This is a genomic window from Pseudomonas lini, assembly GCF_001042905.1.
Lineage (GTDB): Bacteria > Pseudomonadota > Gammaproteobacteria > Pseudomonadales > Pseudomonadaceae > Aquipseudomonas > Aquipseudomonas lini.
This window is the reverse complement of sequence record NZ_JYLB01000016.1, coordinates 1-25,729: the sequence shown is the minus strand read 5'-3', so window position 1 is coordinate 25,729 and position 25,729 is coordinate 1. Positions and strand designations below refer to the sequence as shown.

Annotated in this window: 14 protein-coding genes, 2 rRNA genes and 1 pseudogene; 6 read left to right on the top strand and 11 right to left on the bottom strand. The window is 59.5% G+C overall.

Going from position 1 to position 25,729, the window contains the following annotated elements; all coding sequences use genetic code 11:
- Both rrf (TU81_RS31300) and rrf (TU81_RS28805) read left to right on the top strand, forming a co-directional pair.
- Positions 1 to 79: ribosomal RNA gene (rrf, locus tag TU81_RS31300) — 5S ribosomal RNA — on the top strand; the annotation flags it as partial.
- A gap of 107 nt (positions 80 to 186) precedes the next feature.
- Positions 187 to 302 (top strand): 5S ribosomal RNA (rrf, locus tag TU81_RS28805).
- Between the two features lie 65 nt (positions 303 to 367).
- Here rrf (TU81_RS28805) and TU81_RS28800 read toward each other — a convergent pair.
- The 4 genes from TU81_RS28800 to TU81_RS28785 all read right to left on the bottom strand — a co-directional run bounded on the left by TU81_RS28800 (position 368) and on the right by TU81_RS28785 (position 5,738).
- Positions 368 to 1,564: a PepSY-associated TM helix domain-containing protein gene (locus TU81_RS28800; RefSeq protein ID WP_048397871.1), complete on the bottom strand. Its 1,197-nt coding sequence runs from the start codon at positions 1,562 to 1,564 to the stop codon at positions 368 to 370.
- Positions 1,565 to 1,634: 70 nt separating this feature from the next.
- Positions 1,635 to 4,136: a TonB-dependent siderophore receptor gene (locus TU81_RS28795; protein ID WP_048397869.1), complete on the bottom strand. Its 2,502-nt coding sequence runs from the start codon at positions 4,134 to 4,136 to the stop codon at positions 1,635 to 1,637.
- Between the two features lie 88 nt (positions 4,137 to 4,224).
- Positions 4,225 to 5,238, bottom strand: coding sequence for a FecR domain-containing protein (locus TU81_RS28790; RefSeq protein ID WP_038978380.1), 1,014 nt, complete (start codon positions 5,236 to 5,238; stop codon positions 4,225 to 4,227).
- Entirely contained in the window at positions 5,238 to 5,738 is a 501-nt protein-coding gene (locus TU81_RS28785; RefSeq protein ID WP_008005709.1) for a sigma-70 family RNA polymerase sigma factor, read from the bottom strand. The genes TU81_RS28790 and TU81_RS28785 overlap by 1 nt, the downstream gene beginning before the upstream one ends.
- 303 nt (positions 5,739 to 6,041) lie before the next feature.
- Here TU81_RS28785 and TU81_RS28780 point away from each other — a divergent pair, with 303 nt between their 5' ends.
- The gene (locus tag TU81_RS28780) at positions 6,042 to 7,922 is read left to right on the top strand and encodes a methyl-accepting chemotaxis protein (protein WP_038978379.1); all 1,881 of its coding nucleotides are present in this window, start codon (positions 6,042 to 6,044) and stop codon (positions 7,920 to 7,922) included.
- 135 nt (positions 7,923 to 8,057) lie between these two features.
- On the opposite strand, the gene TU81_RS28775 is transcribed toward TU81_RS28780, so the two are convergent.
- The 5 genes from TU81_RS28775 to TU81_RS28755 all read right to left on the bottom strand — a co-directional run bounded on the left by TU81_RS28775 (position 8,058) and on the right by TU81_RS28755 (position 15,151).
- Positions 8,058 to 8,525, bottom strand: coding sequence for an SRPBCC family protein (locus tag TU81_RS28775; protein ID WP_048397867.1), 468 nt, complete (start codon positions 8,523 to 8,525; stop codon positions 8,058 to 8,060).
- Between the two features lie 29 nt (positions 8,526 to 8,554).
- Positions 8,555 to 11,971 carry a non-ribosomal peptide synthetase gene (locus TU81_RS28770; protein ID WP_048397865.1) on the bottom strand — a complete coding sequence of 1,139 codons (3,417 nt, stop codon included), beginning with the start codon at positions 11,969 to 11,971 and terminating at the stop codon, positions 8,555 to 8,557.
- A gap of 13 nt (positions 11,972 to 11,984) precedes the next feature.
- Positions 11,985 to 12,914 (bottom strand): diiron oxygenase, encoded by a 930-nt coding sequence (locus tag TU81_RS28765; RefSeq protein ID WP_048397861.1) that lies wholly within the window; start codon positions 12,912 to 12,914, stop codon positions 11,985 to 11,987.
- Entirely contained in the window at positions 12,911 to 13,687 is a 777-nt protein-coding gene (locus TU81_RS28760) for a DUF3050 domain-containing protein (protein WP_048397859.1), read from the bottom strand. Before TU81_RS28760 ends, TU81_RS28765 begins: the two co-directional genes overlap by 4 nt.
- Before the next feature lie 753 nt (positions 13,688 to 14,440).
- Complete coding sequence (locus TU81_RS28755) at positions 14,441 to 15,151, bottom strand: GntR family transcriptional regulator (protein ID WP_038978374.1); 711 nt, start codon at positions 15,149 to 15,151, stop codon at positions 14,441 to 14,443.
- A 198-nt stretch (positions 15,152 to 15,349) separates the two neighbouring features.
- Between TU81_RS28755 and lapG the strand changes: the two genes are divergently transcribed.
- The 3 genes from lapG to TU81_RS28740 all read left to right on the top strand — a co-directional run bounded on the left by lapG (position 15,350) and on the right by TU81_RS28740 (position 18,744).
- A complete protein-coding gene (gene lapG / locus TU81_RS28750) occupies positions 15,350 to 16,042 on the top strand; it encodes a cysteine protease LapG (RefSeq protein WP_038978373.1) in 693 nt (230 codons plus the stop codon).
- 14 nt (positions 16,043 to 16,056) lie between these two features.
- Positions 16,057 to 18,003 carry a cyclic di-GMP receptor LapD gene (gene lapD, locus TU81_RS28745; RefSeq protein WP_048397857.1) on the top strand — a complete coding sequence of 649 codons (1,947 nt, stop codon included), beginning with the start codon at positions 16,057 to 16,059 and terminating at the stop codon, positions 18,001 to 18,003.
- A gap of 468 nt (positions 18,004 to 18,471) precedes the next feature.
- Positions 18,472 to 18,744 carry a DUF6124 family protein gene (locus TU81_RS28740; RefSeq protein WP_048397855.1) on the top strand — a complete coding sequence of 91 codons (273 nt, stop codon included), beginning with the start codon at positions 18,472 to 18,474 and terminating at the stop codon, positions 18,742 to 18,744.
- 155 nt (positions 18,745 to 18,899) lie between these two features.
- On the opposite strand, the gene TU81_RS28735 is transcribed toward TU81_RS28740, so the two are convergent.
- A complete protein-coding gene (locus tag TU81_RS28735) occupies positions 18,900 to 19,238 on the bottom strand; it encodes a hypothetical protein (protein WP_038978371.1) in 339 nt (112 codons plus the stop codon).
- A gap of 147 nt (positions 19,239 to 19,385) precedes the next feature.
- A pseudogene (locus TU81_RS28730) lies at positions 19,386 to 25,729 on the bottom strand (LapA family giant adhesin); the annotation flags it as partial.

Sequence of the window (25,729 nt, the reverse complement as noted above, 5' to 3'; positions counted from 1 at the left end):
TCCCGAACTCAGCAGTGAAACGATGCATCGCCGATGGTAGTGTGGGGTTTCCCCATGTGAGAGTAGGTCATCGTCAAGATTAAATTCCGAAACCCCTATCTGCGTATGCAGGTAGGGGTTTTGTTTTAGTAGAAGTCACCGATTTTGCTGGCACGTTACCGCTGTAACGGGCTGGTCACAGAATTTCTTGACGACCATAGAGCATTGGAACCACCTGATCCCATCCCGAACTCAGCAGTGAAACGATGCATCGCCGATGGTAGTGTGGGGTTTCCCCATGTGAGAGTAGGTCATCGTCAAGATTGAATTCCGAAACCCCTGTCTGCTTATGCAGACAGGGGTTTTGTCTTTCTGGGCTATAGAAACCTCAATCCGGTATGGGGCACATCTCGCTCTTACGTGCCTTGCTACTCCTTCGAGCCAGCAACTTGCGCCACCAGATATAGATTCCCGTCCCCGACAATACTGCTATCAAAATACCCAACACCGCGATCATCACTTGCCCGGTGAGCCCAATGATTCGCCCTCCGTGTATCGGCAATTGCAGCCGATAAAAACGCTCTCCCAGGGTGCCTTGCCCTGCGATCTCCTGTCCCAGTAAACGCCCGTCCGTGCCATGGAAGAACAGCCAGGACTTTCCATGGGCCTCGGTATCATGTTGCCCAAACCCTGCCCCATAAAAGTTGTACTCAAAGCTGTAATACAACTCCCCGATCGCAGCTGTCAGCCCCAGCCTTTGCCCTTCCTGCAATGCACGTTCATAAGCCTGTTGATAACTCAGCCGCGTAACCCCCAATTCTCCGGCAGGCATACGCCCGCGGGCCTCATAGACGCTCGGCTCAATCGGTGAAAACAGTGAAACCGCAGGCTTGAAGACCTGGCTCGGCAGGTTCATGGCGACACTGCTGACCGCAATCGGCAGCAGCAATAACCAAAGCCACAAGCCACCGGCCCGATGCAGGTCAAAATTCAGCCGGTAGGCATGCCCGCCTTTGATCTTCCAAGCCGTCGACCACTTCTTCCAGAACGGTTTCCCACGTGGAAGCGTCAGCCAAAGCGCGATGAAACAATCGACAACCCAGGCGATCGCGACCAGCCCCATTAACAACAATCCCCAGTTATTCGGCAGAACCAGGTTGTAGTGGAACTCAAGAGTGAACGGGATGAAGTTCTCCCGCTGAAAGCAGCACTCTCCCCAGAACCGCTGCCCTTTCTGCTCGCCATTGACCGGGTCCAGATAGAACACCTGATTGGGCTCGGCAAAAGGTTTTCCGGTCGCAGGGTCATTGCGTGGTACCGCAGCCAGCAATGCGGTATGACCCGGTTCTGACGGGTACTCCATGTACCAGACTTGTAGCCTCGGATGCTCCGCTTGCAGCTTGTCGACCAAAGTGCCGGGCGGCAAACGCTGACCGTCGGCAGACGCTGAATAAAACTCCGGATTGAGCCACTCATCCAGCTCATGATTGAACGCCAGAATGCTGCCCGTAAGCCCGGCCATCAGCAAAAACAGCGCGGTCGCGAGACCGATGTAGCGATGAAGTAAAACCAGAAATGCACGCATGGAATTTTCCTGCAGAGACGACAAAGCCAGCCCCTGGATTCAGGTGCTGGCTTTTTTGGATAACGAGTCGTTAGAACTGGTAGCTCACGGTAGCGGCGACGTTGCGCTCTTCACCCAGGTAGCAGAAGTTCAGGCTGGCACAGGAGGCTACGTAGGACTCGTTGGTCAGGTTGTTCGCATTCAGGCGTACGTCTACGCCCTTCAAACCCACCTTGCCCAGGTCATAGCCGACAGACGCATCGAACAGCGTGTAGGACGGCACCTTCAGGGTGTTTTCCGCATCGGCCCAGCTGTAGCCGACATAACGCACGCCGCCGCCCAGGCGCAGGCCATCAAGTGCTGCGCTGTCGAACTTGTAGTCCGCCCACAACGAGGCCATATGACGTGGCGCCTGAGTCGGCGAGTTGCCCTTGTTCTCGATCACGTCGGTGTCGGTGCTCAACGTACTGATCATCGACTTCGAATACTCGATGTCGGTGAAGGTGTAGCTGCCGAGGACTTTCAGGTTATCGGTCAGCTGCATGTGCGCTTCCAGTTCCAGACCCTGGGAGCGGACGGCGCCTACAGCGCGATAGAAGTTTTCCTGCGGCAGTTTGGTCGCCAGGTTTTCCTGATCGATACGGAATAGCGACGCTGTAAACAAGTTGTCGGTGCCTGGCGGCTGGTATTTCAGGCCCACTTCCCACTGGGTGCCATCGGTCGGTGCCAGAGGATTGCCGGCGCTGTCGGCGTAGGAGTTCGGGTTGAACGACTCGGAGTAGCTGATGTACGGCGCGATGCCGTTATCGAACAGGTACAACGCCCCGGCTCGACCCGTCAGCTTGGTGCGTTTGTCACTGATCTCCGTGCCTACAGGGCGTCCAGCTTCAGCCAGCCGATTTTCATCGGAGGTTTCAACCCAGTCCTGACGAAGGCCCAAAGAGAAGCGCCACTTATCCATCTCGATCAGGTCTTGCAGGTAGACGCCGGTCTGTTCCAGGCGGCGCAGATAGCTGGTCGGGCTGTAGAAATCGATGGCCGAATTGCCGTACACCGGATTGAACGCATCGATCGGCGCAAGACCGCCACTGGTCCAGTCGACCACCGTCTTGCGGCGCTGATAGTCCGCGCCCATCAGCACGGTGTGTTTGGTCGCGCCGGTGAAGAACTCGGCTTGCAGCATGTTATCGACGATGAACGCGTGGAGCTTTTCGTCGCCGCCGGTGTAATAGCGGTTCAACTCGTTACTGGTGGGTGTGGTCCAGCCATAGGCGTAAACCTGATCGATCTTCACCTTGGAATCTAGATAGCGGAAGTTCTGCCGCGCGGTGAAGACGTCGTTGAAGCGGTGTTCGAACTGATAACCAAAGGACTGTTGATCACGCTGGAAACTATCAATGCCCGGCTCGCCTTCGAAGAAGTTTGGAGAGATCCGATTGCCATTGCGCTGATGGATCGTGCCGTCGGCCGGGACACCGCCGTGATAGCCGCCGTCGGGGTCGTGTTGCAGATAGGCTTGCAGCGCCAACGAGGTATCTTCGGTGAAATCGATGCTCACCGTCGGCGCCAGGGCGAAGCGCTTTTCCTTATTGTGGTCGAACTGTGTGTCGGACTGATCCGCCAACCCTGTCAGGCGATAGGCAATGCGCTTGTCATCATCCACCGGCCCGCTGAAGTCGAAACCCATGCCGCGCTGGCCTTGGGTGCCCACCGTGGCCTGAACCTGATGATAGGGCTCATACAACGGTTTCTTGCTGGTCAACGCCACCAGCCCGCCCGGCGAGCTGCGACCATAGAGCACCGACGACGGACCTTTGAGAATATCGACTCGTTCGAGGAAATACGGGTCCACCTGCATGGTGCTGTAGGTGCCGCTGTCGCCCATGGATTTGAGGCCGTCGAGATAAATGTTATCCACCGAGCCATCGTTGAAACCGCGCATCGCCACGTAGTCATACCGGTGGGTTGCGCCGTAAGGGTTGGTCAGCACGCCCGGTGTGTAGCGCATCGCCTGGGACACGGTTTGCGAGCCTTGGTCGTCCATTTGCTCGCGAGTCACCACGGACACGCTTTGCGAGGTTTCCAGCAGTGCGGTACTGGTCTTGGTGGCGATCTGGCTGTGCGTTGCGTTGTAGCCATCCATGCTGCCCAGCGCGTTACCCAGGGCGAAACCTTTGATGTCGGTCGTGGGCAGCGCCAGGGCTTCGGTTTCAGCAACGGGCCGCAGCACATAGCTGCTGCCATCCTGACTGACGGCCACAAGCCCTGTGCCGTTGAGCAAATGACTCAACGCCTGATCCGCCGAATAGTCGCCCTGTAATCCCGGCGACTGGAGGCCCTGGGTTTGAGCCGGAGTCGTCGACAGCGTGATGCCCGCCTGACGCGCAAATTGATTGAGCACGTCGCTCAAGGAGCCGGCGGCAATGTTGTAGCGGTGGCTAGTGGCTTCGCTGCCCTGGGCTGCAACGCCAAGTGTCGGCAGCAGGCCGACACCCAATGCGGTCGAGAACAGCGCCGCGCGGATGGCGTGGCGCAAGACGCCTGATTCCGCGGCGAAATGGAGAGGGTTCTTACTGATGGCGCGCACAGTCATTGTAGGTTTCCGTAGGAAGTCGCTGAAGGCAGAGTTGAAGTGCTTACTGACTAAGCCGGACTTGTTCGGAAAACCCGCCAAAAATAATTCAGGCCTGTCGCTCCAGCGTCACCCACCAGCGAGTGCGATAGCGCAGTTGCACTGGCAGGGTGTGCGGCAGGATGGCCAGCAGTTTGTCGGTGTCTTCGAGGCGGAAAACCCCGGACAGCCGCAAGTGGGCAATGTCCGCCGCGCAGGTCAGATAGCCGGGACGGTAACGTCCGACTTCATTAATGAAATCCCCGAGGCGCATGTTGCGGGTGACGATCAGGCCGTCGACCCAAGCGCCGGCATCCATGTCTTGAGGCGGTGCCAACTGTGCGCGACTGTGATCGATCAGATAACTCTGCCCGGCCTGCACCTGAATCGGCAGGCCATCAGCCGCCCGTGGCGAACGGATCGCGACCGTGCCGCTGGTGACGCTCAGCCGCGTGCAGTCGGTGTCCTGACGAACGATGAAGCGCGCCGCCACACTTTCGAACACGCCGTGACGGCTTTGCACTCGCAACGGTCGATCAAACGAAACCCCTTCACTTGCCCCACCGCACGTCACGATGATTTCGCCGCGAGTCAGTTTGATCAGGCGCTGCTGCACGGTGTAGTCCAGATCCACTGCGCTGGCGGTATTGAGCTCCAGGCGGGTGCCATCCGGTAACTGGAAACTGCGTCGCTCACCCGTGGCGGTGGCGAAGTCGGCGGTCCACTGTTGCCAGCCGACCGCATCCTTGCCCAGCCACGCCGCCGAACCCATCAGCAATGCTCCCGACAACAGCTTCAACGCCTGGCGCCGCCCGAGTCCCTTTGCACTGTTTTCCAAAGTGTTGAAAGCGACTTGAGCGCCAGGCACCGCGCGCAAATTACTGCTCAACTCGGCTTGCAGGGACTGCACCCGTTGCCAGGCCAGTTCATGCTCACGGTGTTCCGCGCGCCAAACGTCGCATTGCTGGCGTAGTCTGGAATTGGTCGCGTTGTTACGCAGACGCAGCAACCAATGGATAGCTTGTTTAACCACCTGCTGATGGGGCTCGCCACGGCGGTTCAGCGCTGAGTTATCCACAGGCATCACGCTTCATACCGCAGCACGTAGCAGTGATACAGCGCATCGGCCACATAACGTTCCACTGAGCGTAGGGATAATCCCATATGTTCGGCGATCTGCTTGTGGGTAAGTCCTTCGCACTGGGCCAGTAGAAATGCCTGACGCACTTTCGGTTTCAGGCCTTCAAGCATGCGGGCGATGCTTTCCAGCAATTCGAGCACCAATGCCCGTGCCTCGGCGCTCGGGGTTTCGGCCTCGGGCAAATGGGCGATGGTTTCCAGGTACGCCCGCTCGATTTCCTCACGGCGCCAATGGTCGATCACCAGGCCGCGGGCGATGGTTCGCAGAAAGGCGCGGGGGGCCTTGAGTTCCAGGCGTTCGGTTCTTTGCAACAGACGGACGAACGTGTCCTGAGCCAGATCCGCCGCATCGGCCGCATTGCCCAATCGCGCACGCAGCCACGTGTTGAGCCAACCGTGATGACTGCTGTAAAGCGCCTGTACTGCAAACTCAGGTGAAGACATGAACGCGACAGCCCGACGTCACAAATGATAATTAGTCGCATTGTCATCAAGGGTCGAAAAATTTGCAACTGCCGTTCGAGCAATCGTCAGTAAACACTGCTACTCGGGGGGCTCTAGCATGCCGTTCGGCGGGTATCTGACGGGTTTCGTACAAATCCCTAAGATTTCTCCCACTCGTGCCGACAGCCTTGGTGAGACATGCGTGCACCAAAGTAGAGCGGCTACAGAATGCCGTCTGCGCTGTTACATGGAATGTTGCAACCCGGAACGCATCCCCATTTTTTGCATAAGAAGTCCCATGAAATGAATCTAAAGTTCAGCCATAAAATCCTGCTGGCCGCTTCAGGCGTCGTGGTGCTGGCTTTTGCGTTGTTCACTTTGTACAACGACTATCTGCAGCGAAACACCATCCGACAAAACCTCGAGTCTTCCGTTGAGCAATCCGGCGAGCTGACCGCCAGCAGCGTGCAGAACTGGATGAGCGGCCGCGTGCTGGTCCTGGAAAACCTCGCGCAGAACGTCGCTCATCAAGGCGCCAATGCCGATTTGCCGGGGCTGGTCGATCAACCCGCCCTCACCTCGAACTTCCAGTTCACCTACGTCGGGCAGGCCAATGGTGTGTTCACCCAGCGCCCTGACGCGAAGATGCCGGACGGCTACGATCCGCGTCAGCGCCCTTGGTACAAACAAGCCGTGGTCGCCGACAAGACCATGCTGACCCCGCCTTACATGGCATCGGTCGGCGGGTTGGTGGTGACCATCGCCATGCCGGTGAAAAAGCAAGGCGAACTGCTGGGCGTCGTCGGCGGCGACCTGAGTCTGGAAACTCTGGTGAAGATCATCAACTCGGTGGACTTCGGTGGCATCGGTCACGCGTTCCTCGTCAGCGCCGACGGTCAGGTGATCGTCAGCCCGGACAAGGATCAGGTGATGAAGAACCTGAAAGACATCTATCCGGGTTCCAGCGTCCGAATCGGGAAAGGCATCCAGGAAGTAGAACTGAACAAGCAGGACCGCATTCTCTCGTTCACGCCGGTGAGTGGTTTGCCGAATGCCGAGTGGTACATCGGTTTGTCGATCGACAAGGCCAAGGCCTATGCACCACTGAGCCAGTTCCGCACCTCGGCGCTGATCGCGATGTTTATCGCCGTGACCGCCATTGCAGTGCTGCTGAGTCTGCTGATCAACGTGCTGATGCGTCCGCTGACCACGATGGGTCGTGCGATGCAGGACATCGCTCAGGGCGAGGGCGACCTGACCCGTCGCCTGGTCGTAGAAAGCAAAGATGAGTTCGGCGAGTTGGGCGGTTCATTCAACCAATTCGTGGAGCGGATTCACGCGTCGATTTCCGAAGTGTCCTCGGCGACCCGTCAGGTTCATGATCTGTCGCAACGGGTAATGGCATCGTCCAACGCTTCGATCATTGGCTCCGACGAACAAAGTGCCCGCACCAATAGCGTGGCCGCGGCGATCAACCAATTGGGCGCCGCCACCCAGGAAATTGCCCGCAACGCCGCCGATGCTTCGCAACACGCCAGCGGCGCGAGCGAGCAGGCTGATGACGGTCGGCAGGTGGTGGAAAAAACCATCCTGGCCATGACTGAGCTGTCGCAGAAAATCAGCCTGTCCTGCACGCAGATCGAAACCCTGAACGCGAGCACCGACAACATCGGCCACATTCTCGATGTGATCAAAGGCATCTCCCAGCAGACCAATTTGCTGGCGCTCAACGCGGCCATCGAAGCGGCCCGTGCCGGTGAGGCCGGTCGTGGTTTTGCGGTGGTGGCGGACGAGGTGCGTAACCTTGCTCATCGCACTCAGGAATCGGCGGAAGAGATCCACAAGATGATCAGCTCGCTGCAGATCGGTTCTCGCGAAGCGGTGACCACCATGAATGCCAGTCAGGTTTCCAGCGAGCAGAGCGTCGAAGTGGCGAACCAGGCCGGCCTGCGCCTGGTCAGCGTGACTCAGCGCATCGGCGAAATCGACGGCATGAACCAATCGGTGGCCGCGGCGACTGAAGAGCAGACTGCCGTGGTTGAGACCCTCAACGTCGACGTCAACCAGATCAACCTGTTGAACCAGCAGAGCGTGGCCAACCTCAATGAAACATTGAAGGATTGCGATGCGTTGTCCCAGCAGGCCAATCGGTTGAAGCAACTGGTTGATAGCTTCAAGATTTGATCAAGGTCAGTTGAACCGCGTTATCGTTCAATCGCGGGCAAGCCCGCTCCCACAGGGGATGTGTGTAAGACACAAACCATGTGGGAGCGGGCTTGCCCGCGATAGCGGTAGATCAGTCACCGCTGGAACGAAGCTTTACACAAACAGCTTCAACACATTCCCCATCGCATCATCGGCAAACCCCTGAACGAAATCCTTGAACCCCGGCAGTGCCTCTGCACCGCCCTGGGCCGGTTCGGCGATGATGGTCCAGGTCGCCCGCGACTTGCTCGCCCCCAAGGATTCAACACTCATCGCCGCCCACAAATTGGCCACGCCCAGCGTGTTGTAGATCGTCGTCCAGGTCATGTTCAGCGCCTGGTCGTCCCGGGAGTTGAGTTGCTCGACCACCAGGTTGCCGTCCTTGAAGAACTTCTTGCGCAGCGACGACACGCCTTCACCGGTCATCTCGATGTGCGACAGCGCCGGAATGAATTGATCGAAGCCGGAAAAGTTACCGACTACCGCCCAGACTTGCGTCGCATCGGCCGGTACTTCCACCGAAGACACGACGTGGCAGCCGTGAGGGTTTTTGATCAGGGTATCGGGTTGCAGAGTATTCATGGTTTTGCTCCGTGCAGGGTTAGGGTGAATCAGATGAAGTTGATTTCTTTGAGGTAATCGCAGCCGCGTCGCAGCAGCGCCGGGGATTTTTCCGGGTAGTGCGCGCCCATCTGCCGTACGCCGGCCTGGGCGTTGTCATGGCCGATCATCGAGATGTCGCCGATGTCTTCTTCGAAGCCGTTGAGGTAGAAGCCCAGCACGCCAAACAGCGCGTTATCACTGTCGACGCGACCCAGTTGCTGCTGCCAGTCGGCGACGCTGACCATGGCGAACTCCCGACCAGCCTCGCGAAATGACGCCACGTAGCAATCCCAGCTCAGGGGCTCGGGGTTGTGCAGGTTGAACACCGCTTTTTCGGCTTGGTAACGGCTGGCGTGGAAGGCAATGAAACGGGCGAGGAAATCCACCGGCATCAGGTCGAAATTCAGCGCGAACTCCGGCACCTGGCCGAGCTGGATCGAGCCCTTGAGCATCAGCATCAAGCGATTCTTGTGAGGCTGGCAGACACCGGTGAGGCTGTTGAAACTGATGTTGCCGGGGCGATAAAGATTGACCCGCACCCCACGCTCCCGCGCTCGTTCGAGGATCCGCTCGCCGACCCATTTGGACAGGTTGTAGCCGTTCTTGATGTAGATCGGCGGTGTTTGCGCGGCGGGCAATTCCAGGACCCGGCCATCGTCGGAAATCGTGCTGGACGCCGAGAGCGTCGAGACGAAGTTGAAGATCTTTTTGCTGTGCCCTTCACACAAACGCAGGCACTCGAAAATCGGCTCGACGTTGTCCCGCGCCAACGACTCGTAATCGAGGACGTGATTGACGTTGGCGGCGTTGTGCACCAATGCGCCGAACTCGCGATCCAGCCGTGCGTAAACATCTTCGCTGAGCCCCAGTTGCGGACGAGTGATGTCCGCCGCGTAAACCCGCACCCGGCTCAGGTCCAGATGCTCCAGACGGTTCTCCCGCAACGCCTGAGCAAAGCGTTGCGCCGCCGATTGCCCGCCGCCATCGCGCACCAGGCACGCTACTTCGCTGGCGCCCCAGGCCAGCAGCGCTTCGACGATATGAACACCGACAAAGCTGTTGGCGCCGGTGACGATCACCTTGTGCACATCGCCCATTCGGCTGACCGGCAACGGATGGATATTCAGTTCCCGGAAGGCATCGGCCAAAGCTTTTTCGCTCAGCACTTCTTCGGTCCCGGAGCCGCGCACCAAGGTCGCCAGTTTCGCAATCGTCGGCAGTTCGATGAAGCGATTGATCGAGATACTTCGGCCGAACTCCTCACGCAAACGCAGCAACATGCGCGACAGCAGAATCGAGTGCCCGCCGAGATTGAAGAAGCTTTCGTCGGTGGAAATATCGCTGGCGGGCAGCTCCAGCAGTTCGGCCCAGATCTCCAGCAATAGCGCTTCATCGGCGCTGGCGGGCAAACGCCGTTGGCTGTTTTCGGTCACGTTGACGGGCAGTTCCAGCAGCGCTTTGCGGTCGACCTTGCCGTTGCTGGCGAACGGCATGCTCGCCAGTTCGGTCCATGCGGTCGGCTGCATGTAGTCCGGCAGAAACTGCATCGCGTGGGCCTTCAAGGCTTCGCGAGCGGCACCGGGTTGCTCTTCCTGAGGCTGCGCGAGAAAGGCCAGAATCCGTCGATGACGGTCGATGACCACCGCCACCTGACGGTACAGCTGACCGTCGCGCAGGCAGCGTTCGATCTCTTCCGGCTCGACCCGAAAGCCGCGAATCTTCACTTGATTGTCTCGCCGCCCGCACAGCTCGATGCCGCCGGGGGTCCACTTGGCCATGTCGCCGGAGCGGTAGGCGCGCAGGCTCTGGTCGCTCGGCAGGTTCAGGTTCAGATAACGTTCGGCAGTCTGCTGCGGGTTGTTCAGGTAACCCGGGCATACCCCTGGGCCGACGATGTACAACTCACCGACGGTTTGCTCGGCCACCGGTTGGAAGTCCTCATCGAGGATTAGCACCTGACTGTTGGCAATCGGTGCACCAAGGGTGCGGTTGCTGTCGCCGGTGCGCAGTTGCCGCGCGGTGATCAGCACCGTGGCTTCGGTCGGGCCGTAGAGGTTGTAGAGATTGCCTTGACGGGTCAGTTGCTCGATCACATAAGGTTCGCAGACATCGCCACCGGTCATCACGTGATCGAGGATTTGCAACTGATCCAGCGGCAGGATGCTCAACAGCGCCGGTGGCAAAAAGGCGTGGCTCAGCCGCTGGTGACGGATCAGCTCGACCAGTTGCAGCGGATCGCGACGTTGGTCCTCGTTGGGCACGATCAGCTCGGCGCCCTGAAGCAGGGTCGGGAAAATATCGATCAGCGATGAGTCGAAACTCAACGATGAAAACTGCAACACCCGGCTCTGTTCGGTCAGCTGCACGTAGTCGGCGTACCACGCGGTGAAGTGCGCGAGGTTGGCCTGGCTGAGCAACACGCCTTTGGGGTGACCTGTGGTGCCCGAGGTATAGAGCGCCATGCACGGTGCGTCGAGATCGGGTCGTTGGCGCATCAAGGGTTGATCGAGATTTACATCGCCGATGTCGATGCGACTGATGTCCAGCCCAGGCATCGTCTCGCTGAGCGGGTGTTCTCCGTCATGCAGCAACAACACCGCCCCGGCGTTTTGCAGAATGTACTGCTGACGTTGCAGCGGATGGCTTGGCTCCAGCGGCAGGTACACCGCGCCGCTGCCCAGGATCGCCAGAATCCCCGCATACAACGCGCTGCATTTTGGCAGGCAGATCCCGATCACCAATGGTCCCTGATGCTGATCGAGCAACGGTTGCAAACGCTGTTGGATGGCACGGCTGTGGGCGTGCAATTGCCGATAGCTCAGCGACATGCCGGCGATGTTCAGCGCCGGTCGCTCGGCAGACTGGATGAAGCGCCGTTCAAGCCGCTCGATCATCGGGATCTGGCCGAGTTGAAGCAGCCATGGTTCAGCCGTGGTGTTGAGTCGATGGACGAAGGCCAGGCGTTCTAAAAACAGCAGGTTTTCCACCTGCTCGAAGTGCGCGGAAGCCACCGGTTCTGCCTGCAGGAAATAATCGGCATCCCGGGAGAAGCGGCTGACCAGCAGCGCCACGTGATCGACCAGATCGGCCACCGCTCGCAGGCGCAACGCCTGGCCGTTGCCGGACAGTTCTTCGGCGATCGGCACGCGACTTAGCTGCATCGAGTTGTACGTGCACAGCAGGTCCAATGCTGGCAGGCCTGAGGCGCCCGGCACGCCGATGCCCAACTGCAGCGTCAGGCGCGGTGCATCGTTAAAGTCCTGAAACGGCAGGCTCGAATCGTCGATCAGCAAATCAAATGTGCTTGGCGGCAGCGCCTCCAGATTCGCCAGCCGCACCAGTGAATGACCGTGTTGTTCGAGTTCCAGCGTCAGGTCGGTCAGGGCCTGGCTTTGCCCAATGAGCAAAATATCGAGACGTCTCATGATGTTCTCCTCGTTAAACCAGGTAGTCGCTCAGGGCGCTTTGCACGCACGGTGAATCGAGCAGCGAACTGCTGCGGAAAAACCGCACGATGTTGGCGACCAGCGGGTGATGGCGATTGATCGGGAAGGCCAGCCCCGAGACTTCGCTCTTGAGTGCCCGGCGTGCTGCGTCGCTGATCTGCAAGGCATCGATCAAGCGGAAGTCGAAGGACTTCTGAATGTCGTTGGTCAGGTAATGGCCGATGAACACCGGCAGGATTTGCGCGATGCACTGGCGATCGACTTCGCTTGCGGTGTGCCAATAGATGCGCACCAACCGCGCCCAGAACCCGGAGTGACGGCCCTCGTCGAGCAAGTGGTCGGCCATCAGGCCTTTGATCGATTGCTTGACCGTGTCGTCCTTGGCGAACGCCGCGACATCGCCGGTCACGGTGTTCTCGGCAATGGCCACGCAGATCAGTTCCACGGCGCTGCGCAGGTGTTCCGGTGCGAGCGCCACGGCTGCTGGAATGGCACGGCTCAGTTCGATTTCATCCGGCAACTCGATCGGCACGATGCCAGTCATGGCGACGGTTTGCTGCATGAAATCCATGGCCACCAGCGCGTGGTAATCCTCGTCCACCACCACGGTCATGGCGTCGTAGCGACAGGCGAACGGGAATGCCACGCTGAAGCGGTTTTTGGCGATGCTGCGGGCGGTCTTGTCGACGATCTCGGTTTCGAAAATCACCACGTCGTTGATGAACTTGTAGAGCGTCTGCACCAAGGCGAAGTCCCGTTGTTCCGGGCATTCGCTCAGGAAGGTTTCACTCAGCACCAGCGGCTGACGGCTCAGCGGATAGATCAGTTTGTCGTCGTTCTCCAGTACGCGCCGGGGGCGGGTGCGAATGGTTGCACGGCTCTCCCAGGCATCGGCGAAGGATTGGTAGTCGGCGGCGTTCATGCGTTCACCTCCGCCACCGGTTCGCTCATGCTCAGGCGCAAGCCGTCCCACAGGGCAATGCGGCTTTCCACGGCGGCAATGGCGCTGGCGTAGACGTCTTCTTCGCGCTGCGGATCGCCCTCGACCAGGCGAGCGAGGAGTTTTTCTGCCGCCGGGCCGTGATCTTCGGAATCGACTTCGATGTGCCGCTCCAGGTAGTAACGGAAGGTGGGCGCCTGTTCGATGCCGATGCCCCAGTCGTCGAGAATTCGCTGGAACATCTGCGGAATCACACTCTCGCGACCATGCAGAAACGCCGCCGCCACACTGTGCCCCGGCGCATGTAACGCGGTGTGCAAGGTGTGGCGCACGAACTGCGCGGCCGATGGGTCGACGTCCACGCTTTGCAGTGCCACCTCGTAGCTCACGCCTTCTTTTTGCAGTGCCACGAAGCGTTCGACGGCGGCCGTGCTGGCACCGACTTCGCGCATCGCATCCAGGTACAACTCGAAATGGCTGTAGTGACCTTGGGCGGGACGATCATCAGACTCTTCACCGAGCACGATCTCATTGATCAACCGCGCAGCCTGAGGATCTCGCGGCGGCAACCAGGGCAACTGAACGCAGGTCAGTTCCTGTTGCAGGCGCTTGGTCAGCGACATGAAATCCCACACCGCAAACACATGGGTTTCCATGAAACGTTGAAGGACCGATAACGAATGTATTTCAGAGAAGATCGGGTGCGCACTAAGTTCTGCTTTTTTCTGATTGAGACGATCTTTAGTCGGTTTCATGAACGAGCCTATAAGTGATCTTGAATACCGTTGAGGGTGATGTTTATCAATAAGTGACGGTTGCTTGAAGTTTCTTATTGGCGAACAGGGGCCTCAATTGAATTGATGTTTTTCAGGTGTGTAATCACTAAGTAGTACGTGGCGCCCAGTGTTTGTGGGCGGCGGAGAAAAACTAATACATGAATAAAGTGCCCGGCAAGTCATTTTTTAATTAATTTAAAGTTTAACTTTCTCGGGTGCGACAAGTTCCAATAAAACTTTTGCATTAAGTTTTATTTGGGCGTAGTTGCTCCTTTCGGCTTATATAGGCCAAAATTTAAATAAAGAGTGAATGCCTCACTCAAAGCAACTTTTTACTGGGTTCGTTAATGTGATCTGAGGGGGTGGAAGTTGGCTGGGAATGACGCCGGTTCTTCCTTTCCCGTGGCAAGACTCCTTCCGTAGGTTCTTGATGCGTCGACTGCTCCGTGGTGCGATGCGTCGTCCGTCATTATTCGTTGGCAGCTCAAGAGTGAGCGTAATTCACGGCAGTCGCTATCACCCCTGCATGATCTGATAGGTGCAATTGTCGGGTTTAAGGGGGCAAGAGCTTTGGGGCGGGGGCAGGAAGTCGCTGCACACCGGTCCGGTGTGAACGAAAGGGGGATTTGTAAGCAGATTTGTTCGTCGAGTAATCCAGGTGCGGATCAGCTCAATGTCGCGGCAAGCGAAAGCGAGCCGCTTATTGGGCTCGCTCGGGACTGTCGTTGCGGATTACTTCGAGGTTTTCCTGCGCTGCGGTTCAGCGCTTTCGAGGTAGCGCGTGATGACTTCGACACCCCGGTTGAGGTGGTTTTCGAGCAACGTCACCGAGCGCTCGATGTCCCGCTCTTCGGCGGCGCGCAATAACGCTCGGTGATCTTCCTGGGACAGTTTGCCCAGGCCCATGGCTTCCAGGTTGAAGCGCAGGAAGCGCTCCTCTTCGTTCAACCCGTCTTCGACGAGTCTGAGCAACCGCTGGTTGGGAGCCTTGTTGTAAAGCGCCATGTGGAACAGGCGATTGAGACGGCCGATCTCGGTGTAATCGTGTTCCGTTTCCAGCTCGTCGATATAGCGCGCTGCCTGTTCGAAATCAGCGGCTTCAAGCAGAGGGATCGACCGACGCAGGGCTTCGGACTCCAGCAAAATTCGCAGCTCATAGGTTTCTGCCGCGTCGCCTTGGACCAACGGTGCAACCACAGCACCTTTATGGGCGATCACGTTGAGCAGCGATTGCGCTTCGAGCTGGCGCAAGGCTTCGCGCACCGGCATGCGGCTGACGCCGAACAGGTCGGCGAGGTCTTGTTGACGCAGGGCAATGCCGCAAGGAATGCGACCGTCGAGAATCGCCGCGCGTAGGGTTTCTTCGATCACCGAACGTGCCAGGTGGGCGGGAATCGGTCCATTGACCTTGATACTGCTGAGAGGGTTGGGCTTCTGTGTCACAACAAACGCACCCTGTTTGGCTGAAATACTTGGATCCAAATGGACACTAGTGACTGCTTGACTGGTTGTCAAACAGGCAAAGGATCGCATTACCTTAAAGTCTAGCGTGCCGACGGTGATCTCACCGTGCCATTGTCTTTTACCGGGCTAACCTGCACCATCACCCGACTTCCACCTGCCTACCCTGGATGCCTCGCATTGGCGGTACGTTTCGCGATCCCTCGGACTTTGCGCTGGCTAGGCTGCGCGCTGCTGCTGGCCGGCGTCATGCTGGGCGGGCTGCATGCCGATTGGGATTTTTCGCTGATCAGCCGCCGCGCGCAGGCATTGTACGGGCCTTTGGGTGAAGGGCAGCAGCGCATCGATGCCTGGCAGCAATTGCTGGCCACGCAGAAGCAGATTGGCGAGCTGGAACAGCTCAACGTGGTCAACCGCTTCTTCAACAAGCAGATGCGTTATGAAGAAGACATCGACCTGTGGCACGAGGTCGATTATTGGGAAACGCCGATCGAAGCCTTGTGGAAAGGCGCCGGCGACTGCGAAGACTACGCTATCGCCAAGTATTTCAGCCTGCGCCATCTCGGTGTCTCCAGTGACAAGCTGCGCATCACCTACGTCAAGGCTTTGCGCCTGAATCGTGCGCACATGGTGCTGACCTACTACTCGAGCCCCGAGGCCATGCCTTTGGTGCTCGACAGCCTGATCGACGCGATCAAGCCCGCCAGCCAGCGAACCGATTTGCTGCCGGTCTACTCTTTCAATGCCGAAGGGTTGTGGTTGCCGGGTGCCAAGGGTAACAAGAAGGTCGGAGACACCAAACGCCTGTCCCGCTGGCAGGATGTGTTGAAGAAAATGCAGGCCGAAGGTTTTCCGGTCGAGACGACTAACTAGGAGCACGCGCTCAGATGTCTTTGTTCAAACAGCTGTTGATCGCTATCTGTCTGTTCCTGGTAGTCGCCTTCACCGGCAGCTTCATGGTCAGTCTGGAAAGCTCGCGTACCCAGTACGTCAACCAGTTGCGCTCCCATGCCCAGGACGCCGCGACGGCGTTGGCGCTGTCCCTGACGCCGAACATCGATGACCCGGCGATGGTCGAGTTGCTGGTCAGTTCGATCTTCGACAGCGGTTATTACGCGAGCATCCGAGTGGTCGATCTGGCCAACGACGAGACGATTGTCGAGCGCAGCGGCATTCCGGCGGTCACCAACGTGCCGGACTGGTTCGTCAAACTGATCGGCCTGGAACCAGCCGGTGGCGACGCGCTTGTCAGCCGTGGCTGGGAGCAGGCCGCGCGGGTCGAGGTGGTCAGCCATCCGATGTTCGCGTTGGCCAAGCTATGGCAAAGCGCATTGGGCAGCCTTGGTTGGTTGCTGATCTGCGGCGCGGTGAGTGCGGTGCTGGGCGCGCTGTTGCTGCGCCGGCAACTGAAGCCGCTGGATTACATGGTCCAGCAATCCCACGCCATTGCTCGCCGCGAATTCCTCAGCCTGCCGGAACTGCCGCGCACCCCGGAACTGCGTCGGGTGGTGCAGGCCATGAACCAGATGGTCGAGAAGCTCAAGGCGCTGTTCCAGGAGCAAGCCGAACGCAGCGAAAAACTGCGGGCCGAGTCCTATCAGGACAACCTGACCGGCCTGGCCAACCGGCGCTATTTCGAAATTCAATTGAACGCGCGAGTGAGCAATCCTGAGCAGGCCAGTTCCGGCTTTTTGCTGCTGCTGCGGGTCAAGGATCTGGCTGGTTTGAACCAGCGACTGGGTGGTCAGCGCACCGATGAATTGCTGAAAGCGGTGGGCGAGCAGTTGTCCCGTGAGTGCGCCAAGTACCCGGAAACCCAGAACCTCGTCACGCGCATTCGCGGCGGTGAATTCGCCGTGCTGGCGCCGGGGCTGGTGCGCGAAGAAGCGCTGCAACTGGCGAGTAACCTCGACAGTGCCTTGGCGAGCCTGCATGCGACGGGCGCCACGGACGTGGCGTCGGTGGCCTCGATCGGGCTGGCGCCGTTTGCCCATGGCGACTCGCCGCAAGCGGTGATCGGGTTGGCGGATCAGGCACTGGCCCAGGCGGAAAGTCAGGGCGAACCTAGCTGGGCGTGCCTCGATCACAGTACATCGGCCCGGGTTGGCGATGACCACCATGCCTGGCACACCTTGCTGGATCAGGCGTTGGATCAGCAGCGTTTCGAGCTGTACTTCCAGCCGGTGGTGGCCAGCCACGACACGCAGGTAGTGCTGCATTACAAAGTGCTGTCGCGCCTGCTCGACGAGCAGGACCAGACCATTCCCGCCGGGCGTTTCCTGCCCTGGCTCGAGCGTTTCGGCTGGACCGCGCGGCTGGACCGGTTGATGCTGGAACGGGTGCTCGAGCAGATGGCCGACCACGAAGAGTCGCTGGCGCTGAACCTGTCTTCGGCGACACTGGCGGATCCGCAGGCGCTGAACACAGTGTTCGACATCCTGCGTCAGCATTCGAATCTCGGCGAGCGACTGACCCTGGAAATCGGCGAAGAACAATTGCCTGAGCAAGCGGTGCTGGAACAGCTGACGCGGCGTTTGCGCGAGCTTGGATTTTCGCTGAGCCTGCAGCGTTTTGGTGGGCGTTTCAGCATGATCGGCAATTTGGCGCGGCTGGGGTTGGCGTATCTGAAGATCGACGGCAGTTACATCCGGGCGATTGATCAGGAGAGCGACAAGCGTCTGTTCATCGAGGCGATTCAGCGGGCGGCGCATAGCATTGATTTGCCGTTGATTGCCGAGCGGGTCGAGACCGAAGGGGAGTTGGCGGTGATTCGTGAGATGGGGTTGTATGGGGTTCAGGGGCAACTCTTTGGTGAGCCGAAGCCTTGGCGGTGAGGCTGATGCCGTCATCGCGGGCAAGCCCGCTCCCACAGGATTTGTGTGGTACCACAATCCTGCGTTCACCTCCGCCCCCTGTGGGAGCGGGCTTGCCCGCGATGGCGCCCGTGCGGACACCGATTATTCCGGTAGCAAAGTCCTAGGAGATTTCCTTCAAGTTGTAGCGGTGTTGGTGAACTTGTTCCGGCTGAAATCCAAGGCTAGTCTGGCTTTGTCACCGAATAATCGGTGACACGGACGTGCAAGTCCGGGTAAAACCCACATCCAAACACTGCCTCTGGCCATTCATCAGGCATTTTTCATGCTTGTTGTGATTGCTTTATGGCGGCTGTGTGCGGGAGACCTTCGGGTCTGCCGAGGTTTTGGTGTGGTCTACTCGGTCTTGCACCCCGCACATAGCTGCCACCTTAATTCGCGTGCAAGCGAACATTAGGTCAGCCTCCTTGTAATCAAAGAGAGCACACCATGTTCAAAGTAACTCCAAATCCGCCTGAGCCCCGCAAAGGACGCCTCTTCACCGTCTCCCCCGACATCGACACCGAAGCCCTTCTGGCCAATGCCTCCGAAGACTTGCTGTCTATCAGCGCCATCGCCGCCGACCTGGCGGATGATGTGGAAGGTTCACGGCGCTCAATAGCCCTGGCGCTCAGCCGAATGGCCGATGGGGTTCATTTACTGGTGGAACGGGCGCTGGATCACCTTGAATCGCCGCAGATGCAGGCTCGGGCCGAGGTTTAGCAGGTTAGAACGGTGATGAGTTGAAGATCGCCTTCACGGGCAAGCCTCGCTCCTACAGAGTTGCATTCGTTCACGTGATTGCGGTACGACACAAATCCTGTAGGAGCGAGGCTTACCCGCGAAGGCGTCAGCACAAACAACAATGAAGGCGGGCGTTAGATCAACCCCGTCTCATCATCATCGATTAACTGGCTCAACCCGCCCAACGCTTCACGGGCCTGGGTCCGGTCCATCAGCTTGGCCTGCGCGGCCGGCGGCAGGTCGGTGACGCGGATCACGCCTTTTTGGGTCAATACCTGAATCAAGTCGTCGAGTACCCGGATCATTTCCAGGTCGCTCTGCTTGAGCTGCTTGAGGCTGGTTTCAACCACTTCATGGGCAAACCAGGCCTGGATTTCATGGTTGTCGGCCGGCAGCGTTTCCGTGGCTTCGGCGTAGGCCGTGGCTTCCACGCGCACTAACTGACCTTGCGCATCGCGTTGCACGTAAAACATTGAGCATCCCTCGGAAATGGACCAGCGTCGTGCTGTCAGCAGCATAGGCCAACGCAGGCGAGTATGCGGTGCGACGACGAAATCGTCACCCGTGAGGTGGACGCAAACGTGACGGCCGCCCGGTTTCGGCGGCCGTCAGCCTACAGATCAGCTGTTGTTGTGATCGACCTTGATGGTCGGGTCACTGCCGGCAATCAACGAGTTGATGCTGGCGCTGGACCAATTATTACCTTCCAGTTTGATCGTCACGTCCGGGGTGGCCGCTGCAGCGTCGGCGCCGTTGAACTTGCCGCCAGAGCTGACTTGCAGGGACGACACACCGTCCACGGTGGTGATCTTCAGGAAGTTATCAATGGTGCTGCCGGTTTCGCCCTGCAACAGATCACGCAGGTCGATGCGGTCGCCTTCGCTGGCCTTGAAGTCCTTGATTACGTCGCTACCGGTGTCGCCAGCCTTCCAGATGAAGGTGTCGGCACCCGAACCGCCAATCAGAATGTCGTTGCCTTGACCGCCGATCAACGAGTCATTGCCGCTGCCACCGAGCAGGATGTCATTGCCCTTGCCGCCGTCGAGGAGGTCGTTGCCACCCTGGCCGAAGAGAATGTCATTGCCCGCGCCACCCAGCAGCGTGTCGTTGCCATCGTGAGCGCCAGATACGTCGAACTCGGTGTAGTGCTCGGTGATGTACTGGTGCACGTTGCTGGTGGTGACTTTGCTGGCGTCGACGCCGGTCTGTTGGGCCACGAACGCCTGCATGGCCTGATAACCCTCACCGGCAACGCCGTTGAAGCTCACCAGATCGCCGAACAGGAGGTCGTTGCCGTCACCGCCATTGACCGTGTCGGCACCCGGCATCGTCGCTTCGGTATGGCCGATGATCGAGTTGGCCAGGTCTTTCGGGTCGATGTTGGTTTGTGGCGTTTGATCCGAGTCGTACGGCTTGAGGTCGCCAAGGGTGACGTCCTTGTTCAGGCCGATCGCTTCTACTGTCGACACGTTGTTCAGCAGTGCGAAACTGTCAGTAGAGTTGTCGATGGCGTTGGAGCCGGTGCTGCTGCCATTGCCATCGCGATAGGACAGTTCGTAGGTGCCGTTGCCCTCGGCGCGGAGGGTGCCCAGCTCGGAACTGCTCCAGTGACCGCCCCATTGGTTTTTGTAAGTCTGCAGCGTGACTGTGCCGCCGCTGTCGATGGTCAGGTAATGAGTGCTGTCCAGGTAGCCGGAATAGGTCTGTCCCAATTTGTAATTGGTGGTGGTGATGACGTCATCGAGCCTCACGTTGCCGAACAAGTTCGGGTTGGTTTGCTCGCCGCTCTGGTAGTAGGTCGGCTTGCCATCGGTGATGAAGTACGTGAGGTTCTTCGCGCCGGTGTTGGCAATGGCGTCGGCACTCTGGAACCAGTTGGCCGTGGTTTTGAACACGTCCTCGTAGTTGGTGCCACCGCCGGACGACATTGAATCCAGAACGGATTTGAGCAAAGTCAGCGCATTCGGATCGTTCAGGTTTACCGACACCGACTTGTTGACCTGGTTATCGAAGTCCACCAGGAAGATGTTCACAGTCCCGGAGTTACCGCCCATGCTTTGCTTGAGGGTGTTGAACACCGCGGTCAGCGAATCCTTGGCGGCGTTGATCGAAGAAGCGCTCATGCTGCCCGAGCTATCGACCATGAACGCGATGTTGTAGTTGGTGCCCGGCACCACGGTCAGCCCACCGATGTCGGCGACCATGATGTCATTGCCATCGGTGCCGGTGATGGTGTCGTCGGCGGCAGTGGCGGTCACCGCGTTATAGACCGACGGATACACGGTGACCGGGATCTGCGCGGTGCTCGGTGCCGAACCGCCATGGGCTTCGGTGGATGTCGATGTCACGGTCAGGGTGAACTGGCCGTTGTAGTACGGCGGCGGAGTAACGGTCAGCGTGCCGAGGTTCCAGCCGGTGACGTTGGCTTCGCCATTGGTCGTGCTGGCGGTGAAGGTGTGGCCCGCGCCATCGGTGAGCACCGAGCCCGCCGGTATGCCGCTGATCTTCACGCTCAGGCTTTCGGAGCCGTCGGTGTCGGTCAGTGCCGTTTTGATCGCGGACAAGTGAACGCTGGTGCCTTCGGCGCCTTCGTTGAGTTTGTAGCCGTCGTAGTAGCCTTCGCCATTGGTGCCGTGCAGGTCGGACACTGTCACGCCAGACGCCGCCAGATCCGCCACGCCGGTGTACAGCGGCACGCCGGCACTGCTGAGGTCGACCGGTGCACCGCCGTTGACCGACAGGTTGACGTCATAGCCGCCCGGGCCCTTCTGGTTATGGTGGTAAATGTCCAGGGTGTAATAACCGCTGGTGGTCGGGGTGAACGAACCGTTCAGGTTACCGCCCGCACCCCAAGTGATTGCGGCCACGTTTTTACCGCCGATGGTCACCAACAGGCTGTCGTCACCGGTACCGCTGAAGGTGTAAGTCTTGCCCGCTTCGAGGTAGATCAGGCCGGACGTTTTCGAGGCCGTGCCAGCCGTGACACTGCCGTCGGACTGAACGTTGGTCACGGTGCCGCTGGAGTTCGGTGTACCCGCGCCGTCGATGACCGATTTCAGCGTGCCGGAAGCTGCGCCGTTGCCATCGGTGCCGAGGCCCGACAGACCGGTCCAGACTTCCTTGGTCAGGCCGGTGGACTTGACGCTGTTGTCCGCCACGCTCAGGGAGGGCGCATCGGCAACCGGCGTGATGTCGATTTTCACCGTGCCGGTGTTGCCCAGCAGTTGACCGTCGGTTGGCTGGAACTTGATCTGCGCGTAGTCCGCCTGTTTGTTGCCCACGCCGGTGCCGCCGTAGCCATCGACACCCGATTCGTTGGCATCTGGCGTGAAGCGCAACTTGCCGGCGTCGATGTCGGCCTTGCTGAAGGTCTGGTTGGTCGCCACGTCTTTCCAGGTCGCACCGTCCAGGTACTGCAATTTTCCTTCGCCCGGCAACTGAGTGATTTTCACCCCCAGGTTGGCAGCAGGGCTGTCGACATCGCTGACGCCGAAGGTCGACCAGCCGAGGATCAGCGGGGTGTCTTCGGTGCCGGTGACGTTAACCGGTGCGGAGGTTGGCGCATCGTTCACAGCCACTACGTTGACGGTGGTGGTCGCGGTGTTGGAGTAGTTGCTGCCATCGGTCACCGTCACGGTGATGATCCGCGGCACGGTGCTCGGATCTTCACTGCTGTTGGTGAAGCTGATGTTTTTGATCTGCTGCATGTAGTCGGCCAGTGTCGCGTTGCCCGACAGGGTCAGAGTGACCGTGCCGTCCTGGCTGTTGGCGTTGATGCTGATGCCATTGACGCTGTTACCCAGGTTCAGCGCGTCACCCGGCTGACGGTTGGTCAGCACGATGGTGGCACCGGTCAGCATCGTGCTGTCCGGGTCGGTGATTTTCAGGTCGGTGTCGCCGATCGAGACGCCCTGGCCAGTGGTGCCTTCAGTGAAGGTCACGTTGTAGTTGGCCCCGGTGGCGCCGCTGGAGTTGTTGGCGTCCAGGTCGAGAACCGGCGCGGCATCGTTGTCGATGATCGAGGTGCTGACGCTGCCGTTGGAAGCGCTGACCGCGAGGTTTTCGAAGTTACCGCCAGTGGCCGAGTCGATCTTGACCACGAAGTTCTCGGTGCCTTCGGTGAGCTTGTCGTCCAGCGTCGCGACGTCGAAGCTCGCGCTGCTGGCGCCGACCGGGATTTTCACGGTGTACACGCCGGTGAAGTCCGAACCGTCGGCAGCGGTGCCGCTGTAGACGATTTTCAGGGTCACTTCGGTCTGTGCCGGGTGCGTCAGGCTGACGGTGTAGCTGGCGTTCTGGCCTTCGGTGATCGAGGTGCTGCCGCTGATGCTGACTTCGGTTTTGTCGATCGTGTCGGTGACGGTCGTGACCGCAGCGGTATTGCTGGTGACCAGGTTTTCGAAGTTGCCACCGATGGCGGTGGAAATGGTCGCCTGGACAGTGCCGGCGTCTTTGTAGACGTCGTCTTTCGGCGCATCGACAGTCACGGTGCCAGTGGTTCTACCAGCGTCGATGGTGATCACGGCGCCATTGCTCAACGTCACGGTCACCGGCGTGCCGGCGGCGTTGGTCAGGGTCGCGGTGTAAGTGATCTGGCTACCTTCGGCGACCGAGTTGGTCGCGCTCAGGCTGAGGTTGGTGGTGTCGACGGTGTCGGTCACGGTGGTGCTGACCGGCGTTTTATCCGCCACCAGGTTCTCGTAGTTGCCGCCGCTGACGCTGGTGATCGAGTTGGTCAGCGGAGCATTGCCGGCCAAAGCGTCGTTCGGTGCGGTGGCGGTCACAGTACCGGTGGTTTTACCGACGTCGATAGTGATCGTCTGGCCGTTGGCCAAGGACACGGTGACCGGGCTGCCCGTCACCGGTGCACCGACAGTCGCGGTGTAGGTGACAGTGCCGCCTTCAGCCGCTGAAGCGGTGGCATTCAGGGTGACGGTCGAGGTGTCGATGGTGTCGGTGATGCTGGTTACTGCTGGGGCAGTGCTTGGCACCAGGTTTTCGAAGTTGCCACCGGTGGCGGTGGAGATGGTTGCCTGGACAGTGCCGGCGTCTTTGTAGACGTCGTCTTTTGGCGCATCGACGGTCACGAAACCGGTGGTTTTGCCCGCTTCGATGGTGATGACGGCGCCGTTGCTGAGCGTGACAGTCACTGGTGTGCCGGCCGCATTGGTCAGGGTCGCGGTGTAGGTGATCTGGCCGCCCTCATCCACGGTGCCGGTCGCGGTCAGCGACAGGTTGGTGGTGTCCTGGGTATCGGTAACCGAGGTGTCAGCCGACTTGCCGTCGACTTCCAGTTTTTCGTAGTTGCCGCCTTTGGCATCGTCGATCTTGACGCTCAGCGAGCCGCCTCCAGCGAGGGCATCATTTGGCGCAACGAAGTTTACAGAACCGCTGCTCGAGCCGACCGGGATGGTGATGGTCTGGCCATTCGACAGGGTGACGACCACTGGCGAGCCGGTGACCGGTGCGCTGACAGACGCGGTGTAAACCACGGTGCCGCCTTCGGCCACAGCGCTGGTCGCAGTGAGGTTCACGGTTGAGGTGTCGATGGTGTCGGTGACGTCGGTGATCGCAGCCGTTGGGCTGGTCGCCAGGTTTTCGAAGTTGCCGCCTGCGGCGTCCTTGATCGTGACTTCAACCTTGCCGGCGTCTTTGTAGACGTCATCCTTCGGCGCATCAACGGTCACGCTACCGGTAGTTGCACCGGCGGCGATGGTGATGATCGCGCCGTTGCTCAGGGTGACACTCACCGGAGTCCCGGCGGCGTTGGTCAGGGTCGCGGTATAAACGATCGACCCACCTTCAGCGACCGAGTCAGTAGCGCTCAGGCTGAGGGTGGTGGTGTCCGCAGCATCGGTGATCGAGGTGTCTGCCGACTTGCCGTCGACTTCCAGTTTTTCGTAGTTGCCGCCTTTGGCATCGTCGATCTTGACGCTCAGCGAGCCGCCTCCAGCGAGGGCATCATTTGGCGCAACGAAGTTTACAGAACCGCTGCTCGAGCCGACCGGGATGGTGATGGTCTGGCCATTCGACAGGGTGACGACCACTGGCGAGCCGGTGACCGGTGCGCTGACAGACGCGGTGTAAACCACGGTGCCGCCTTCGGCCACAGCGCTGGTCGCCGTGAGGTTCACGGTCGAGGTGTCGATGGTGTCGGTGACGTCGGTGATCGCAGCTGTTGGGCTGGTCGCCAGGTCTTCGAAGTTGCCGCCTGCGGCATCCTTGATGGTCACTTCGACTTGGCCGGCGTCTTTGTAGACGTCGTCTTTCGGCGCGTCGACAGTCACGGAACCAGCGGTGGCGCCGGCGGCGATGGTGATGATCGCGCCGTTGCTTAGCGTGACGGTGACCGGAGTCCCGGCCGCATTGGTCAAGGTCGCGGTGTAAACGATGGAACCGCCTTCAGCGACCGAGTCAGTAGCGGTCAGGCTGAGGGTGGTGGTGTCCGCAGTATCGGTCACCGAGGTGTCCGCCGACTTGCCGTCGACTTCCAGCTTCTCGTAGTTGCCGCCCTTCGCATCGTCGATCTTGACGCTCAGGGAGGTACCGCCGGTCAGGGCATCGTTCGGTGCAGTGAAATTCACGCTGGCATTGCTCGAGCCGACCGGGATGGTGATGGTCTGGCCGTTCGACAGGGTCACAATGACTGGCGAACCGGTCACCGGTGCGGACACGGACGCGGTGTAAACCACGGTGCCGCCCTCGGCGATATTCGCGGTGGCACTCAGCGAAACGGTGCTGGTATCGATGGTGTCGTTGACGGTGGTGACCGCCGGGGTGTCGCTGGTGACCAGGTTCTCGAAGCCGCCACCAGTCGCATCTTGGATGGTTGCTTCGACGGTGCCGGCGTCTTTATAGACGTCGTCCTTCGGTGCATCGACGGTCACGGAACCGGTGATTTTGCCCGCTTCAATGGTGATCACGGCGCCATTGCTGAGCGTCACGGTCACCGGTGTACCGGCTG